The sequence below is a fragment of the Providencia huaxiensis genome (assembly GCF_002843235.3).
GTDB classification, from domain to species: Bacteria; Pseudomonadota; Gammaproteobacteria; order Enterobacterales; family Enterobacteriaceae; genus Providencia; species Providencia huaxiensis.
On sequence record NZ_CP031123.2, the window covers coordinates 2923293 to 2940460 of the forward strand.

At 42.4% G+C, this 17168-nt stretch carries 15 protein-coding genes and 1 riboswitch; of the genes, 4 read left to right on the forward strand and 11 right to left on the reverse strand.

Translation table 11 applies throughout. The annotated features are described in order from the left end of the window. Positions 1-12 precede the first annotated feature (12 nt). From parE to nudF, 4 genes are all read right to left on the reverse strand, one after another. Positions 13-1908, reverse strand: a complete 1896-nt coding sequence (parE, locus tag CYG50_RS15070) for a DNA topoisomerase IV subunit B (protein ID WP_102137828.1) — start codon at positions 1906-1908, stop codon at positions 13-15. An 87-nt stretch (positions 1909-1995) separates the two neighbouring features. Then, positions 1996-2577 (reverse strand): esterase YqiA, encoded by a 582-nt coding sequence (gene yqiA, locus CYG50_RS15075; RefSeq protein WP_102137829.1) that lies wholly within the window; start codon positions 2575-2577, stop codon positions 1996-1998. Between the two features lie 7 nt (positions 2578-2584). Further along, positions 2585-3424 (reverse strand): 3',5'-cyclic-AMP phosphodiesterase, encoded by an 840-nt coding sequence (gene cpdA / locus CYG50_RS15080; RefSeq protein WP_102137830.1) that lies wholly within the window; start codon positions 3422-3424, stop codon positions 2585-2587. A gap of 144 nt (positions 3425-3568) precedes the next feature. Then, complete coding sequence (gene nudF, locus CYG50_RS15085) at positions 3569-4207, reverse strand: ADP-ribose diphosphatase (protein WP_102137831.1); 639 nt, start codon at positions 4205-4207, stop codon at positions 3569-3571. Between the two features lie 305 nt (positions 4208-4512). Here nudF and tolC point away from each other — a divergent pair, with 305 nt between their 5' ends. From tolC to CYG50_RS15100, 3 genes are all read left to right on the forward strand, one after another. Beyond that, positions 4513-5901, forward strand: a complete 1389-nt coding sequence (gene tolC / locus CYG50_RS15090) for an outer membrane channel protein TolC (RefSeq protein ID WP_102137832.1) — start codon at positions 4513-4515, stop codon at positions 5899-5901. A 399-nt stretch (positions 5902-6300) separates the two neighbouring features. After that, positions 6301-7005: a DUF1190 family protein gene (locus CYG50_RS15095; protein ID WP_102137833.1), complete on the forward strand. Its 705-nt coding sequence runs from the start codon at positions 6301-6303 to the stop codon at positions 7003-7005. Positions 7006-7011: 6 nt separating this feature from the next. After that, positions 7012-8175 (forward strand): glutathionylspermidine synthase family protein, encoded by a 1164-nt coding sequence (locus CYG50_RS15100; RefSeq protein ID WP_102137834.1) that lies wholly within the window; start codon positions 7012-7014, stop codon positions 8173-8175. An 83-nt stretch (positions 8176-8258) separates the two neighbouring features. On the opposite strand, the gene ygiD is transcribed toward CYG50_RS15100, so the two are convergent. Together ygiD and ribB are read right to left on the reverse strand one after the other, a co-directional pair. Beyond that, entirely contained in the window at positions 8259-9062 is an 804-nt protein-coding gene (ygiD, locus tag CYG50_RS15105; RefSeq protein ID WP_102137835.1) for a 4,5-DOPA-extradiol-dioxygenase, read from the reverse strand. Between the two features lie 237 nt (positions 9063-9299). After that, entirely contained in the window at positions 9300-9953 is a 654-nt protein-coding gene (gene ribB / locus CYG50_RS15110) for a 3,4-dihydroxy-2-butanone-4-phosphate synthase (protein ID WP_102137836.1), read from the reverse strand. Between the two features lie 158 nt (positions 9954-10111). Beyond that, positions 10112-10263: riboswitch (FMN riboswitch) on the reverse strand. A gap of 258 nt (positions 10264-10521) precedes the next feature. Between ribB and ubiK the strand changes: the two genes are divergently transcribed. Further along, a complete protein-coding gene (gene ubiK, locus CYG50_RS15115; protein WP_102137837.1) occupies positions 10522-10788 on the forward strand; it encodes a ubiquinone biosynthesis accessory factor UbiK in 267 nt (88 codons plus the stop codon). Positions 10789-10828: 40 nt separating this feature from the next. On the opposite strand, the gene CYG50_RS15120 is transcribed toward ubiK, so the two are convergent. The 5 genes from CYG50_RS15120 to CYG50_RS15140 form a co-directional block, all read right to left on the reverse strand. After that, a complete protein-coding gene (locus CYG50_RS15120; protein WP_004257748.1) occupies positions 10829-11182 on the reverse strand; it encodes a type II toxin-antitoxin system HicB family antitoxin in 354 nt (117 codons plus the stop codon). Beyond that, the gene (locus CYG50_RS15125; protein ID WP_102137838.1) at positions 11175-11453 is read right to left on the reverse strand and encodes a type II toxin-antitoxin system HicA family toxin; all 279 of its coding nucleotides are present in this window, start codon (positions 11451-11453) and stop codon (positions 11175-11177) included. Before CYG50_RS15125 ends, CYG50_RS15120 begins: the two co-directional genes overlap by 8 nt. Positions 11454-11602: 149 nt before the next feature. Next, on the reverse strand, positions 11603-13030 hold the full coding sequence (gene hldE / locus CYG50_RS15130) for a bifunctional D-glycero-beta-D-manno-heptose-7-phosphate kinase/D-glycero-beta-D-manno-heptose 1-phosphate adenylyltransferase HldE (protein ID WP_102137839.1): 1428 nt from the start codon (positions 13028-13030) through the stop codon (positions 11603-11605). A 91-nt stretch (positions 13031-13121) separates the two neighbouring features. Next, positions 13122-15968: a bifunctional [glutamate--ammonia ligase]-adenylyl-L-tyrosine phosphorylase/[glutamate--ammonia-ligase] adenylyltransferase gene (glnE, locus tag CYG50_RS15135; protein WP_102137840.1), complete on the reverse strand. Its 2847-nt coding sequence runs from the start codon at positions 15966-15968 to the stop codon at positions 13122-13124. Positions 15969-15980: 12 nt separating this feature from the next. Next, positions 15981-16943, reverse strand: coding sequence for a CYTH domain-containing protein (locus CYG50_RS15140; RefSeq protein WP_102137841.1), 963 nt, complete (start codon positions 16941-16943; stop codon positions 15981-15983). Positions 16944-17168: the final 225 nt, after the last annotated feature.

The following is a 17168-nucleotide window of genomic DNA, read 5'->3' on the forward strand; positions in this document are numbered from 1 at the left end:
GCAATTCGGATATTAGACATCAATTTCAGCCATATCGCCTTTCTCTTGCAGCCAATTACGGCGGTCTTCCGAGCGTTTTTTCGCCAGAAGCATGTCCATCACAGCAAGAGTTTGTTGGTAGTTTTCATCATCGATAATTAGCTGTACAAGACGACGAGTATTTGGATCTAATGTGGTTTCACGTAATTGCAGTGGGTTCATTTCCCCCAGCCCTTTAAATCGCTGAACATTGGGTTTACCTCGCTTGCGGCTAAGGCGGTCAAGCACAGCATTTTTTTCGCTTTCATCAAGGGCGTAAAACGTTTCTTTGCCTAAATCGATGCGGTATAGCGGTGGCATTGCCATATAGACATGCCCTGCTTTAACCAGTGTTGGGAAATGACGGACAAATAGCGCACATAGCAATGTAGCAATGTGTAAGCCATCGGAGTCCGCATCCGCAAGTATGCAAATTTTCCCATAGCGTAATTGGCTAAGGTCTTCGCTATCAGGGTCTATTCCAATAGCCACAGAGATATCATGCACCTCTTGGGAAGCTAAAACCTCATCGGAAGACACTTCCCATGTATTGAGGATTTTACCGCGCAACGGCATGATAGCTTGATATTCACGGTCACGCGCTTGTTTTGCAGACCCGCCAGCGGAGTCCCCTTCAACAAGAAACAGCTCCGTCATACTTAGATCTTGCGAGCTACAATCGGCCAATTTACCCGGCAATGCAGGTCCACTGGTGAGTTTTTTACGCACCACTTTTTTCGCTGCACGCATTCGACGTTGTGCGCTAGAAATGGCCATTTCTGCAAGCTGTTCAGCCACTTGCACGTTTTGATTAAGCCATAAACTGAAGGCATCTTTTACCACGCCCGAAACAAATGCGGCACATTGACGAGAAGATAGGCGCTCTTTGGTTTGCCCGGCAAATTGTGGATCTTGCATTTTAACAGAAAGCACATAGGTACAGCGCTCCCAAATATCATCCGCTGAGAGCTTAACACCGCGAGGCAATATATTGCGGAACTCACAAAACTCACGCATAGCATCAAGCAACCCTTGGCGAAGCCCATTAACATGGGTTCCACCTTGTGCTGTAGGGATAAGGTTAACGTAGCTTTCCGTGAGTAATTCACCACCTTCAGGCAACCAAAGCAGTGCCCATTGAGCGGCTTCCGTTTCCCCAGAAAATTCACCTGTAAACGGTTTTGGTGGCAATGCCTCAAGGCCGTCAATTGACTCCATGAGGTAATCGGTCAACCCATCACTGTAACACCAACTTTGTTCTGTATTGTTGAGCTTATCCTTAAACGTGATTTTCACGCCAGGGCATAAAACAGCTTTGGCTTTTAAGTTATGAGTTAAACGTGTTACTGAAAATCTTGGGCTATCAAAATAGCTGCCATCCGGCCAAAAATGCACGCTAGTCCCTGTGTTACGTTTGCCACAAGTCCCTATGACATGTAAATCTTCCACCTTATCGCCGTTCTCAAAGGCAATTTGATACACTTGGCTATCACGACGAACAGTAACTTCAATACGTTTTGATAACGCATTGACGACAGAAATCCCGACACCATGCAAACCACCTGAGAATTGGTAGTTTTTATTGGAGAATTTTCCCCCTGCATGTAGTTGCCCCAAAATCAGTTCAACCGCTGACACTTTCATTTCAGGGTGGATATCGACAGGCATACCGCGCCCATCATCGATGACTTCAAGGGATTGATCGTCATGTAAAATAACCTCGATGTGGCTCGCGTGCCCCGCAAGCGCTTCATCGACGCTATTATCAATTACTTCTTGAGCCAAATGGTTCGGTCGACTGGTGTCGGTATACATCCCCGGACGACGGCGAACAGGCTCTAAACCACTGAGGACTTCAATGGCCTCTGCGTTATAACTAGATTGAGTCATGTTGTCATTCTGCGGTAATAGGTGATTAATTGAACTATTCAATCAGTGAGTTACTGTTGATAATAACAGTGTTCATACGTTTTGACACTATTTCTCTGCCAATTGTAGGAAATCAACAATTTGAGAAAAGTAAGATTCAAAACCAATAAAGGCATGATTACCGTCAGGTTCCACAGTTTGTTTGCACTTTGAAAGATAGGCAACAGCCTCTCGATAATCAAGTACTTCATCGCCCATTTGTTGTAACAACCAAATAAGATGAGGGGAAGTTAATCTTTCAATGTATAAAGATTTTAGCTCATGGATATGCTTTTCTTCCAACACATATTGTGCATGAGTATATGGGTTTGTATTGTCGCCTAAGTAATCTTGTAGTAAATCAAAAGGACGCACTGCGGGGTTTACGATGACAGCAGGAAGCTGATAACGTTCTGAAAACCAAAGCGAAAAATAACCACCGAGTGAAGAGCCGACTAGCCCCATTTTTTCATGCTGATGCTGTTGGATAATATCATCCAACATGGCTTGAGCTTGCTGAGGGTAATTTGGCAATTGCGGTACAAGCATATTAATATGCGGATAATTCGCATCAATCCATTGCTTTAAATTATTAGCTTTAGCGGATTGAGGTGAACTATTAAAACCATGAATATAAAGTAAAGTAGACATAAGCGAATTAATAACCGTCAGAGTCAAGATCAGGGCTAAACTCCCTTGTATCTAAACGGTGAACGCGAGTTGTAATATGCCTTTGGTTTTGTTCATTAATACTTAATTCTAAATATCGCCAACCTGGCGCGACGGTGTCTAGCGCAAAATTAGTACAGTGAGGCTTAAACTGCACACAGGTAGAAGGCGTTGCTAACAACCGAATACCGTGCCAATTTTCATCCATTTCTTGATGAATATGGCCACATAGCATCGCTTTAACATTTGAATAGTTTTTTAAGTAGTCAGCTAAAATATGTGAATTTCTCAAGCTGTGCTGATCAAGCCAAGTACAACCCGAAGCTAGAGGGTGGTGATGCAGCATAATCAATGTAGTACGCTCAGGTTCAGCATCTAAGCTGGCTTTCATCCATTCCAATTGTTGTTCAGAAAGCTCGCCATGAGGTACATCTTGAAGTTGGCTATCAAGCATCAAGATTTGCCATTCATCGCCAATCAAAATTTGTTTAGCACTTGAAATCCCAGCGACTCGGAGTGTTTCTACCATCGCAGGCGGGTAGTCATGATTACCAGGAAGCCATACACAAGGAGCAGGGATACGCGCAATGCCATCCGCAAAATGCTGATAAGCTTGTGGTGATTGGTCTTGAACTAAATCCCCTGTCGCAACAATTAAGTCAATTGGGAGATTTTCCTCAGTGATAGCATCAAGTACCGCCTGATAGCTTTTGTAAGTATTTACCCCTAAAAGCGTATTTTCTGTATTAGCGAAAAGATGCGTATCAGTAACCTGTAAAATTCTCACAATTTTAGAGTTCTTTGCAGTCACTTCAAGCTGGCTGTCCAAAAGTATTCCTTTTCCTTAAATATTATTTAGTACCTAATCTATTCATTACAACTATATAAAAGCTAAACACACTTACAACTATCTTAAAACTTTACTTTCTAACTTTCTGCTAATCAGCACACACTTCACCAGATTAATCGGTATTTAAAACGATTTCATCCACTTTTCATGTAGTTTTTGATAGTGAAGTTGTAACCATTGAATCGCTATCACGGTTGCCGCATTATCAATTGTGCCATCTTCAACCCATTGATAAGCTTGTTCTCGGCTAACCACATGTACACGAATATCTTCATTTTCTGACGCGAGACCATGCACACCTTTCGCTTGGCTGCTATCGGCTTCACCGATAAATACATGCATGCGCTCAGTTGTCCCGCCAGGGCTAGAAAGATAACTTAGCGCTTTTTCAGTGCGGCCAATAATCAGCCCTGCTTCCTCAACGGCTTCACGGCGAATAACTTCTTCGAGTGATTCGTTCTGCTCTATCATTCCCGCAACGGCTTCGAGCAACCAAGGTGTTTCACTCGTTTCGATTGCAGGTAACCTAATTTGTTCAATCAAAACAACACTATCAGCTTTCGGATCATAGGGTAAAACCACGCCTGCATGGCCCCGCTCAAAAACTTCACGGCGAATTTCTTTACTCCATCCGCCCGCGAAGAGGCGATGACGAAATTGATATTCAACCATTTGAAAAAAACCATTAAATAATTTACGCTTGGATATAATTTCAACATCATTTTTGCCGTATTTAATTGGCTGCTCTATTTGTTTTGTCATTTCATTCTCCAAACTCAATTATTCCATCTTAAGGAAATAATTGTGGATTAAAACAGTTTTTGAGGTTTTTTAACCTTAGATGAGGTAATGTTTAATAAATTGAGACAAAATGGCACAAAAGGCTACCGTTAATAGAAGTGATACTCTGTTACAATAAGCGCCATTATTCAAATCAAAGAGCAACATAGTGTCTGTTTTTAATAACTGTCTCTAAAACGGATAATTTAATATCTATCGCCTAGTTAGGCATGGTACGTTTTAGGCAACAGACTCAACTTAATTTGCTGTTTAATCAAGGAATCAAAATGAAGAAACTGCTTCCCCTTTTAATTTCGATGAGTTTTGTGGGTCTCAGTACCAATAGCTTTGCAGAAGATTTACTACAGGTTTACCAAAAATCCAAAGAAAGTAACCCTGAATTAAGAAAATCATTAGCTGAACGTAATCAAGCTTTTGAAAAAATTAATGAATCTCGCAGCCCATTGTTGCCACAATTAGGTTTAGGTGCAGGCGCTAGCTACGGCAGTGGTTACCGTGACGCAAGAAACACTGAAAGCACAGGTTTAAATGCTTCATTGAAACTGACCCAAGTTGTGTTTGATATGTCGAAATGGCGTCAATTAACTATCCAAGAAAAAACTGCGGGTATTTCTGATGTCACGTATCAAACAAGTCAACAGCAATTAATTTTAAATACTGCAACTGCGTATTTTAACGTCTTAAAAGCGATTGACGCGCTATCTTATATTGAAGCAAATAAAGAAGCGGTTTATCGCCAATTAGACCAAGTTACACAACGTTTTAACGTGGGTCTTGTTGCCATTACCGACGTGCAAAACGCCCGTGCAAACTATGATAGCGTTATTGCACAAGAAGTTGCAGGCCGTAACGAGTTAGAAAATGCGATTGAAAAACTGCGTCAAGTCAGTGGCGTGTACTACAGCCAACTCGCCTCTTTAAATATCGACCGCTTTAAAACTAATGAGCTGGGCGATATCAACGCTATCCTAAAAGAAGCCGAAGAGCGTAACCTCAGCCTGTTAAGCGCACGTTTAGCGCAAGATGTTTCTCGTGAAAACATCCGTTTAGCAGAAACAGGCCACATGCCAACAGTTAACTTAGATGCATCAACAACAGTCACAAATAGTTACCAACACGGCAGCGGTTATAACACGCCATATGGCGGTAGTGCGAGCAACAGCTATAACGGCCAAAATAGCATTGGCTTAAATTTAAGCATTCCACTGTATACTGGTGGCGCAGTCAGTTCTCAGGTTGAACAAGCACAATATGGTTTCCAAGGTGCTAGTGAACAACTTGAAAGCGTTTACCGCAATGTGATTCAGTTAGTTCGCTCATCATTTAATAACGTATCATCGTCAATCAGTAGTATTAATGCTTACAAACAAGTCGTTGTTTCCGCACAAAGCTCATTAGATGCGATGGAAGCCGGCTATCAAGTAGGGACACGTACCATTGTTGACGTATTGACAGCAACAACAGCGCTATACCAAGCGAAACAAAATCTGTCTAATGCGCGTTACGACTACATGATTAACCAACTGAATATTGAATTTGCTCGTGGTACATTAAACGAAGACGATATTGCACGCCTAAATGCGAATTTAGGTAAAGAGATTTCAACCTCTGCAAGTAGTATTATTCGTAGTACCAATGCACCAAAAATGAACTAAAATTCTTAGTTTATTTGAAAATGATATAATGGCCCGCTTACATAGCGGGTTATTTTTTGAAGGAAGCCAAGTAAATCGTTTAGAATTGCTAATTTGTACTAATTGGCCCGCTTACAACCCCTTTTCATTAGCCTATGGTACAAATTCAGTGAATTCTCACTCTGTTCACTACGTTTTAGATCAAAAAACAACCTGCAGCTAATTTATTGATATCAAATAAAAATATTATTTTACTCTTCAATAAATACCCGGCTAATTAGAAAAAAATAGCAGAAAGTTATCAAAATGATAAATTCAGCTCATTTCTCCTATATTTCTGCTTTAATTTTCAGCGGTTATCCCCTATCCTAGAGCTAACATCTAAAAACATCTTACTTAATTAAATTCAGGGTAATTACCATGACCATGAAGCGTACCAAAGATATTAATCAGAGCGCCTTCCGTAAGTCTTGGCGTTCATACCGTTTAGCGCCTGTGGCTGTTGCAGTCAGTGCCGTATTTATGCTTTCCGCTTGTGAAGAAAGCGATGAAACTGTATCACTGTACACCAACGCGCAAGATTGTAGCCAAGCGAACCCATCACAAGCCGAACAGTGCACCGTCGCTTACAATAATGCACTACAAGAAGCTGCTAAAACTGCACCTAAATATGAAACTCAGGCTGACTGTATTGCTGAGTTTGGTGAATCTATGTGTACTCAAGCCCCTGCTCAAGCGGGTCTTGCAGGCACTAGCTCAACAAATGGTGAACAAACTGCTCAAGCACAAAGCAGTGGCGGTAGTATGTGGATGCCATTAATGATGGGTTATATGATGGGCCGTATGATGGGCGGTAGCGCTGCATCACAACCATTATTCAGCTCGAAAAACCCAGCGAGCCCAGCCAACGGTAAGTTTGTTGACGCTTCAGGTAAAAGCTATGGCCCTGCCGTTGCAGGTGGACGTTCAATGAGCGTACCAAAAACCGCCATGGCACCTAAACCACCAACAACTTCAACCGTGACTCGTGGCGGTTTTGGTGACACCGTCAATAAACAAGCGATGGCACAACGTTCATCTTCTTCTGCAAAATCAACTTCTTCTTCCCGTTCGATGGGTGGTTGATAAGTAATGAAACGAGTTCCTATAGTAGAGCGCCCAAACTGGCGCGAGAAAGCCTCTGAGTTTGGCTTTGAATTTCATACTATGTATGGTGAGCCTTACTGGTCAGAAGACGCGTATTACCAATTCACGATGGCACAAATTGAAGAGATCGAAGATGCAACCGAACAGTTGCATCAAATGTGCCTAAAAGTGGTTGAACGTGTTGTTGAAAGCGATGAGTTAATGGCGCGTTTTCAGATCCCTAAACATTGTTGGGAATTTGTTCGCAGTTCATGGAAAAGCGAGCAACCTTCGTTATATTCTAGGCTTGACCTTGCTTACGATGGTATTAACCCACCTAAGCTTTTAGAAAATAACGCGGATACTCCAACTTCATTATATGAATCTGCATTTTTCCAATGGATCTGGTTAGAAGATCAAATTGAAGCAGGGAAATTACCTGAAAATGCTGATCAGTTTAATAGTATTCAAGAGCAATTGATCGAGCGCTTTACGCAATTAAAAGATCAGTATGGTTTTCGCTTGTTACATATGTCTTGTTGCCGTGACACAGAAGAAGATCGCGGTACCGTTCAGTATTTACAAGATTGCGCCAATGAAGCGGGTATTGCTACTGAATTCTTATATATCGACGAAATTGGTCTAGGTGAAAAAGGTGAGTTTTCGGATACACAAGATCAGGTGATTAGTAACCTGTTCAAACTATATCCGTGGGAATTTATGCTAAGAGAAATTTTCTCAACTAAATTGCAAGACGCTGGCGTGCGCTGGTTAGAGCCTGCATGGAAGAGCATCATTTCTAACAAGGCCTTATTGCCAATGTTATGGGAAATGTTCCCTGATCACCCAAATTTACTACCTGCTTATTTCGCAGATGGCAAAACCCAGCCAGAACTCGAAAAATACGTCATTAAGCCACTATTTTCTCGTGAAGGTGCCAATATCCGTATTATCGAAAATGGCAAGGAAATTGCAGCCGCAGACGGCCCATACGGCGAAGAAGGTATGATTATTCAACAGTTCCACCCACTTCCACAATTTGAAGGTAGCTACACCTTAGTCGGAAGCTGGTTGGTGAATGATCAACCAGCGGGGATCTGTATTCGTGAAGATAAAGAACTGATCACTCAAGACTTATCACGCTTTTATCCACATACGATCATCGATTAATCGTATTTAAAATTAAAAGCTCAGCCCAAAACATAGCAATATGATTTGGGCTTTTTTATCAATCAATTCCATAGAAGAAAAACTTATCCTACCTGAATAGACAGCATACTTAACGATGCCGACACAATTCCTTCAATCGGTGTACTGATCTCTTCTTGCCCATCCCAAGCCCCTAAAATAGGTAAAATAGGCAAGTAATGCTCTGGTGATGGGTTCGATAATTTCCCATCCTCCCGTTCCAACCCTTTAGTCAATGGATGAGGCATTTCATGACTTTGCAGATTATCATACACAAACTTTTCAAAAGATATTGCCCATGGATACGGCTCGGCATGAGAATTTTGCCAATTCATCGCCCGTAGATTATGTACAACATTGCCACTTCCCATAATTAGTACGCCTTCTTCTCTTAGAACCGATAACTTTTTTCCGAGATCATAGTGCCAAGTAGCAGGTTTGCTACCATCGATACTCAGCTGGATCACAGGGATATCGGCTTCTGGATACATACGTACTAAAATTTCCCATGTACCGTGGTCTAATCCCCACTCTTGTTCATCAAGGTGAATGGGCTCAGGAGCTAATAATGATGCAACTTGCTGAGCTAATTCAGGAGAACCAGGGGCAGGATATTCGATTTGATACAAGGCTTCGGGGAAACCACCAAAATCATGAATCGTTTGTGGTTCTAACATCGAAGTCACAGCAGTGCCACGCGTATACCAGTGAGCTGAAATCACCAAAATTGCGCTTGGCCGAGGTAAGACTTTACCGAGTTTTTCCCACGCTTGAGTGTAAGGATTATCCTCAATCGCATTCATCGGGCTACCATGGCCAATAAAAATGGCAGGGATCTTATTTTTTACCACTGAAGTATTTACCGACATGATGATTAAACTCCAACTCAATTAGTTTCTCCCTACAGCATACGCTTTTCAGCAAAAAACACAGTGGGCTAATTATGAGTATGATCATCAAAAAAATTGAAAAGGCCACGAGGTGTGCAACTCAGTGGCCTTCGAGATATTCTATATGCTTAACGTACTATTAATAATTTAAATAACTTAGCTTATTAATATTTAAACTTAACAAAACCTCTATCTAGAGCTCTTCCTCTAAGAGGATCAGCTCGCTTTCTTTTCATGCTGCAAACGGTATTGCACTAAATCTTCAATCGTCACCACCGTCAAGCCATGCTGCTTACCAAATGCAGCGACTTCTGGAGTACGAGCCATAGAACCATCATCATTAGTCAACTCACACAACACACCGGCAGGTTTGAAACCCGCTAGAGTCGCAAGGTCGATAGATGCTTCAGTGTGGCCACGACGTGCTAATACCCCACCGTCACGCCCACGTAATGGAAAAACGTGGCCTGGGTGATTTAGATCGGCTGGAACTGCGTTATCTGCAATTGCAGCACGAATAGTGGTGATACGATCCGCTGCGGAAACGCCCGTTGTAACCCCTTTCGCGGCCTCGATAGTTACCGTGAAACCCGTTTGGTTTTGGCTGGTGTTATTTTCCACCATCATCGGTAATTCGAGCAACTTACGACGCTCTTCAGTAATACAAAGACACACGATCCCACTGCTATAACGAATGGTAAATGCCATTTGCTCAGCGGTCATGGTTTCTGCTGCAAAAATTAGATCGCCTTCGTTCTCACGATCTTCATCATCGAGAACAAGAACACCTTTACCTTGGCGTAAAGCCTCGATAGCGTTTTCAACACGTTCGATAGGATTACCGAATACAGAAAGTAGCGAATGATCCATGGTAAAAAACCTCTTAAATAGTTATTAACTAGTTACCAGAATCAAGGCAGTCTTAGGAATACGAGAAATGGTGAATATATAAATAGCCAATAAAAGGCATTTACCTATTCAGGTATGCAGAACACTATTGTGCGTAATAGCACAAATATGCAGATACAGTTAATTCTCTCCCATCCGGACTATAACCGTCGGCCCCAGATTCACACTGGGTCTGCTGACCTTTACCACAGAATGGTAAAGCGCTCGCGGGCTTCATGCGTGATGCATGTTTACCGCCGGTGGGGACTTTCACCCCGCCCTGAGATATACGCAATTAATATAACGCCAATAATTCAAGTTCGCAACGATGATAATCAAAATTGGCGAACGACTCACACTTTTAGTCAAAAAACATGAATAAAAACTTAGAGTTATCAAGGTTAATTTTACTGCCACAGACGAATACCAAGCTTTTTTCATCACAGATAATACACCTAGGCCTTTTCGCTAACTAATTCGAGCTAGCACAAGGCGAAAAGAGGTATTACACTACGCTTAATTATATCTTGATTAACTGAAGGACCCGCGAATGCTCGATCCGAAAAAAATTGAACAAGTTGCCCGCCAAATTCAAGGCGCTTTACCGCAAGGCGTACGCGATTTAGGTGAAGATTTTGATAAAAAACTGCGTTCACTGTTACAATCACAACTCGGCAAATTAGACTTAGTCAGCCGTGAAGAATTTGATATTCAAACTCAAGTCTTGTTACGCACCCGCGAAAAATTAGCAAAAATGGAACAACGTGTTAGCGCACTTGAAGCCCATTTAAATGTAGAAGAAAAAACGTCTGAGTAATTAAATTGAAAAAGTGACACCGACTAAGGCGTCACTTTTGTTATTTGATATTCAGCTCGCGTTCAAGCAATTGAACAATATACTGGTTTTTAGAAACATTATGCTCAGTTGTTACCGCATTTAAATAAGCCTCCAAGCGGCTTGGGTAACGCAGCGTAAATGACTTTACCGTTTCTTGTTCTTTGAACGGGTTAATCCCTTCTTCTTGGCAGCCTTCGATGTATTCCGCTAAAGATATTCGCGCTTCTTTTTTTAACCCTTCAATGCTATCAGAGACAAAATCACAGTAACCACTTACATCTAAAAACTTACCACGAAACGCTTTAATTTCAGCTTCATAGATAACAGATGCAGGATGGCCGTCTATCGTCATCACATTACTGCTTTTAATCATATTCCACCCCTATCGTATTTTCTAACCACTCACGTAACCCGTTCACCGCACCTTTATCCAGTGTATTCCCTGGATGGGGCTGATGTGTCAGAAACAAAGAACTTTGTAAAACAAACCTGCGACGTGAACCACTTCCATTCTTTATAGTGCCGCCTAAATGCTCAACTAAACTTGTTACATCGCCCCACTTGAGTCCTGATTTAGGTGGAATTGTGAGTATATCCACCATCGTTTTACGGTGCTTCGAATCCAGTTCCCTCATTTTTATCATCGTCTATTCCATGACGTCATATTGTGACGTTAAAATCTAAAACAAAAAAAATATGACGTCAATGTTTGACGCCATATTGATTTTAGATAAATAAAAACCTCACTTGGCTTGAAGTTCCATAGTGAGGTTTTTTAATAGCTAATAATAAATTAACTGGTTTTCATGATGTTCTTGATAATATTCGTTGTCGAGATACCATCTTCGAAGTTAAGGACTTTAACTTCGCCTCCAGCAGCCCACACTTCAGCACTGCCCGCTATCTCTTCAGGGCGGTAATCCCCCCCTTTCACTAAGATGTCTGGCAGAACTTCTGCGATTAAGCGTTGCGGAGTGTCTTCTTCAAAAGCAACCACCCAATCCACTGCCCCCAAAGCCCCTAGAACGGTCATACGCTGTTCTAATGGGTTAACTGGACGTGTTTCACCCTTTAAGCGGCGCGTCGATGCATCGCTATTGACCGCCACAATCAAGCGGTCGCCCAATTTACGTGCATTGGCTAAATACGACACATGCCCTGCATGGAGAATATCAAAACAACCATTCGTCATCACGACACGTTCACCGCGCTGCCTTGCATTCTCAACGGCTTGTTTTAATTCACTTTCAGTCATGACACCAAAACCAGTATCAGCGCGACCCCGGATCGCATTTTCCAATTCAATTGGCGAAACCGTAGAAGTCCCTAATTTACCAACCACCACGCCAGCTGCGGCATTCGCCAATGCGCAGGCTTCATGTAGTGGGCGACCAGAAGCAATAGACGCAGCCAATACGCCAATAACCGTATCCCCTGCCCCAGTCACATCAAACACTTCTTGTGCCTGAGTCGGTAAATGCAATGGAGCTTCATCACGGCGGATCAGGCTCATACCTTGCTCTGAACGCGTAATTAATAGTGCTTTAAGCTCCAATGAGTGAAGCAGCTTCATGCCTTTTTCTTCAACGTCTTGGTTGTTTTTACATGGCCCAACAATCGCTTCAAACTCAGACATATTTGGCGTCAATAATGTTGCCCCACGGTAGCGTTCGAAATTGTTTCCTTTCGGGTCAATCAAAACGGGAACATTGGCCTTGTTAGCGAGCGCTATCATTTTCTCAACATGCGTTAATGCCCCTTTTGCATAGTCAGACAGCACTAGTGCACCAATGTGTGGCAGTGCTTGTTCTATGCGCTCCAGTACGGGGGCAACATCCACGTTTTCAAAACCTTCTTCAAAATCAAGGCGAATAAGTTGCTGATTACGTGAAAGTACGCGTAATTTAGTAATCGTTGGATGAGTGGGAATAGCGACAAAATCACAACGCACCTGCACCGCATTTAAATTTTCAGTCAGTGCTTTTGCCGCGTCATCAATCCCAGTTAACCCAACAAGACGTGAATTTGCCCCTAACGAGGCAATGTTCATCGCGACGTTAGCCGCGCCACCGGGACGCTCTTCTACCATCGTGACTTTAACGACCGGAACAGGGGCTTCTGGCGAAATTCGGTTTGCAGGACCATGCCAATAACGGTCTAACATCACATCACCAACCACCAGCACACCGGCTTGTTTATAATCCGGGAGAGTTACTTTCATCCTGCACTCCAGTTTTAAAAGGAAATCTAATAATAATTAGCAACAATACTAGCATATTGCGCTGTTTAGCTAAATAAAATGCGTTTGTTCCTTATTCCTCAAGCCATTTTTGCCAACTCGCTAAAACTTGTTCACGTTGCTGAGTAAATTGGTTTATTTCAACACGGCTTGGCAATGATTGTAATGCTAAGTGATGGAGTTCATTACGCATCGTGACATACGCTTGAGTTAAAGCATTCGCCTCATCTTCAGGCATGAAACCATATTGCGCCATTAGCTCGAAAATACGCACATTATCAGACCAACGTGTTAACACGTTATTTTCTGCGGCAAAACGCAAAACTAAGTATTGCGCGATAAATTCAATATCGGTGATCCCACCTGGATCCGCTTTTAAATCGAACTCATTAGCTTGATGGCTTCCTAGGTGCTGATGCATTTTCAACCGCATATCACGCACTTGTTGCTGCAAGGTGTGAGGGTCTCTTGGCATACACAACGTTTCGTGGCGAGTTTGTATAAATTTCCGTTGTAAATCCTCATCACCAAACACCATTCGAGCTCGAATGAGTGCTTGATGCTCCCATGTCCAAGCATCATTTTTTTGGTAGTCATCAAATGATTGTATTGTACTGACTAACATCCCTGACTCACCGGAAGGCCTGAGTCGCGCATCAACTTCATACAACACACCAGAAGGGGTTCGAGTACTAAACAAATGGATAATGCGTTGAGCAACACGCAAGTAAAATTGGCGTGCATCAATGGAACGTTCGCCGTTGGTGACGACATCTAAAGGGCAATCGAAAAGAAAAACGAGGTCTAAATCAGAACCATAGCCCAATTCCCAGCCACCTAGTTTTCCATAACCTAATACCGCAAACCCATATTGTTTTTTGTCACTTTGCTCTAGATGCGCTGGCTCACCATAGCGTTTTACCATTTTTTGCCACGCTTGGTGTACCACCGCATCAATAATTGCTTCTGCAAGGTAAGTCAGATGATCACTGACTTTCATTACCGGCAAAACACCTGAAATATCTTCAGCAGCGATGCGTAATAATTGAGCCTGTTTGAATTGACGTAATGCTTCAAGTTGTTGTTCTTCGTCATCTTCAGGAACGCGCATTAAATATTGGCGTAACTCGTCACGGTAGGCCGCTAGTGGCAGAGGCTGGTATAAGGATTGAGGGTCGAGCAATTCATCAAGCAACAATGGGTGGCGCGCTAACTGCTCCGCTATCATGGGTGAAGCCGCACATAAACGAATAACGTGCGTCAAAACCTCATCAAATTCAAGCATTAACTCTAGGTAAGTTGTACGGCTAACAATGCTCAATAACAGTGGTGTGATGCGCTCAATGACTTGGCCTGCATCATCACGTTCACCGATTTTAGCCAATAATTTAGGCATTAATTCATCAAGAACATCCCGTCCACGAGGGCCAATGGTGCGTTTATTGAGATCATGGCGAAACATCACTATGCCGTGAATAATGCGTTGTGCAATATCTTCATTTTTAGAGGGCAAATAGGCGGCTAATTCTTCTTTCGATAATTCACTTTGCCACAGTGTGATATAAATTTCATCGAATGCATCGGTATTCTCAGTGTCATCTTCCTGGCCTATTTGCTCAGTGAATATTTGATGTACTGCCGCCATTTTCTGGCTCAAAAGTTGGTAAAACTCAGGCCAATCCGCAAACCCCATTCCCCACGCTAAGCGCGTTTGGTTTAAAGTATCTTCAGGGAGTGTTTGTGTCTGTTGGTCATCGATACTTTGCAGTAAGTTTTCGACTCTACGCAAGAAAAGGTAGCCATCTTGCAGGATATCAACTTGATCTTCAGTTAATAATGCAAGTTCTCGGATCCCTTGTAATGTTGAAAATAAGGATTGCGACTGTAAAACAGGTTCTCGCCCCCCTCGAATAAGTTGGAAAACCTGTGAAACAAATTCAACTTCGCGGATCCCTCCAGCGCCTAATTTGATGTTATTGACCAAACCACGACGCCGAACCTCTCGCTCAATCATATTTTTCATATTACGTAAGGATTGGATCACGCTAAAGTCGATATAGCGACGATAGACGAAAGGACGCAAAAGTTTTCGCAAACACGCCTCATAATGCAGGCTATCAGCCCCCATAATACGGGCTTTAACCATCGCATAGCGTTCCCAATCTCGCCCTTGTTCTTGGTAATAATCTTCTAGCGCAGAAAAACTAAAAACCAGCGGGCCGCTATCTCCAAATGGCCGTAAACGCATATCGACCCGATAAACAAAACCATACTCCGTCACTTGATCGAGTACGCGGATCAATTTTTGCCCTAAACGCGTAAAAAATTGTGCATTATCTAACTCTTTCCGGCCACCTTGGGTAACCCCATTTTCTGGATAAGCAAAAATCAGGTCAATATCTGAAGAAAAATTGAGCTCTCTGCCCCCTAACTTTCCCATCCCTAAAACCAATAGTGGCTGCGGTTTTCCTTCTGCGTTACAAGGGGTTCCCCATGACTGACTATATTCTTGATACAACCAGTCTCGCGCCGCAACAACCAAGGTCTCCGCCAATATACTGAGCTGATAAATCGTTTCTTCTTGCGTGCTTATTTCTAACACTTGCATCCATGCGCAGCGCACTAATATATAGTGGCGAAAGATGCGCAATACTCGCATCAAATGTTCTTCATGACTAACTGACGACAATTCTTGTGATAACCATGATGCATAACTTTTCCATTCATCGGCTTTCGGTGGCTGAGAACGAATTTCAAGTAAAAACTGTGAATGCGCGAGTACTTTCTTGAATGCAAAATCGCTGAAAGACAGCACCTGAATTTCTTGTTCGCTTAACGGCAGTAACTCGTGAGCCTGTTCCGTTATTCGGCTTAAAACGCGTTCACCTTGGCTTTGTAATAACTCAGGAAAAGCATGCATATTATCAATACCTTAATGGGCTTCTTGATAGGTTAAAGCACTTAACCACTGGATAAAGGCTAATTTACACTTTAACCACTGGCTGCTATAGCAAAAATCCTCCGCACTGATGGTTTCATCGGCAATATCTGAACGTAATTGTTCCAGTGGCGTGTCATGGATAAAGTGAGGCACTGAATTTTGGTAATGCACTAAAAATGCCTGAACAAAACGTAAAAACTCACTGAAGCCTTGGCGTGCATTGCTGCTATTTGCTAACCAGTAGTCTTCATGCTGCTGGCAAAGTAATTGCATATGCATTAATGACTTTTCTAGGGGTTGCTCTTCATAGTCAAACACCGAGTCAGGGCGAGCTAATAGCTCTTTTGACGGTGATAGCAATGAATATCCACGTGCAGCTTTGCTAAGTGATGACAGGTGCAGACCATCAATATCTGCAAATTTCTTTGCTAAATTGAGCACATCAGCAATAAAACCTTTTTTGAGTTCTAATTCAAACTCTTGAATAGGCAAATCCTTTGAACCTGCGGATATCTCACCTTGGTCAAAAACGACTTCTATTTCACTATCTTCAAACGTGACTAACCATTTTTCACGCGTAAAATTCGTGCTGAAAAGGATATTTAATTCAGACTTAAGCTGTGAAATGTCAGTTCCTTCGGGCCAAATTTCAGCGGGTAATGCCGCTAAATCAAGCTCTGGCGAATCTATGTCAACGTTATATTCAGGCCGTTGATGCAAACCACCTACCGCCTGTCCTGCCGTTTTCATTGTCATTTCATAGCGGCCATCACAACCTCGGATACGTAAGCCCATATCCCACTGACGTAACTGCTTATTTGCCGTATCAAAGTAGATATTGGTTAACTTCGTCGGCTCACTGTATTGGTGAGACAATGTCGATAGACACTGTCGTACAGCCTCTATTGCGGAACTCTTAGCAGCAAGTTTGAGTTCAACCTCTACGTGGCTCATACATATCCTTATTTAATTATTTCACTTCACTCATATTACCCCAATCGAGCTAAGCTGAGAAAAGAAACTGTGCGATAAACAAAAATTCTACCTGTCATATTTCTTTCAGTGAGTTATATTGAAAACAAAGTAAAAACAAGGGTAATTTAGACAGTTAGGATAGTTCTCATTCTCCTTTAGACTGTAGAGACATCTGCGTTTAGGATTTGCACCCTCGCGTTTTAC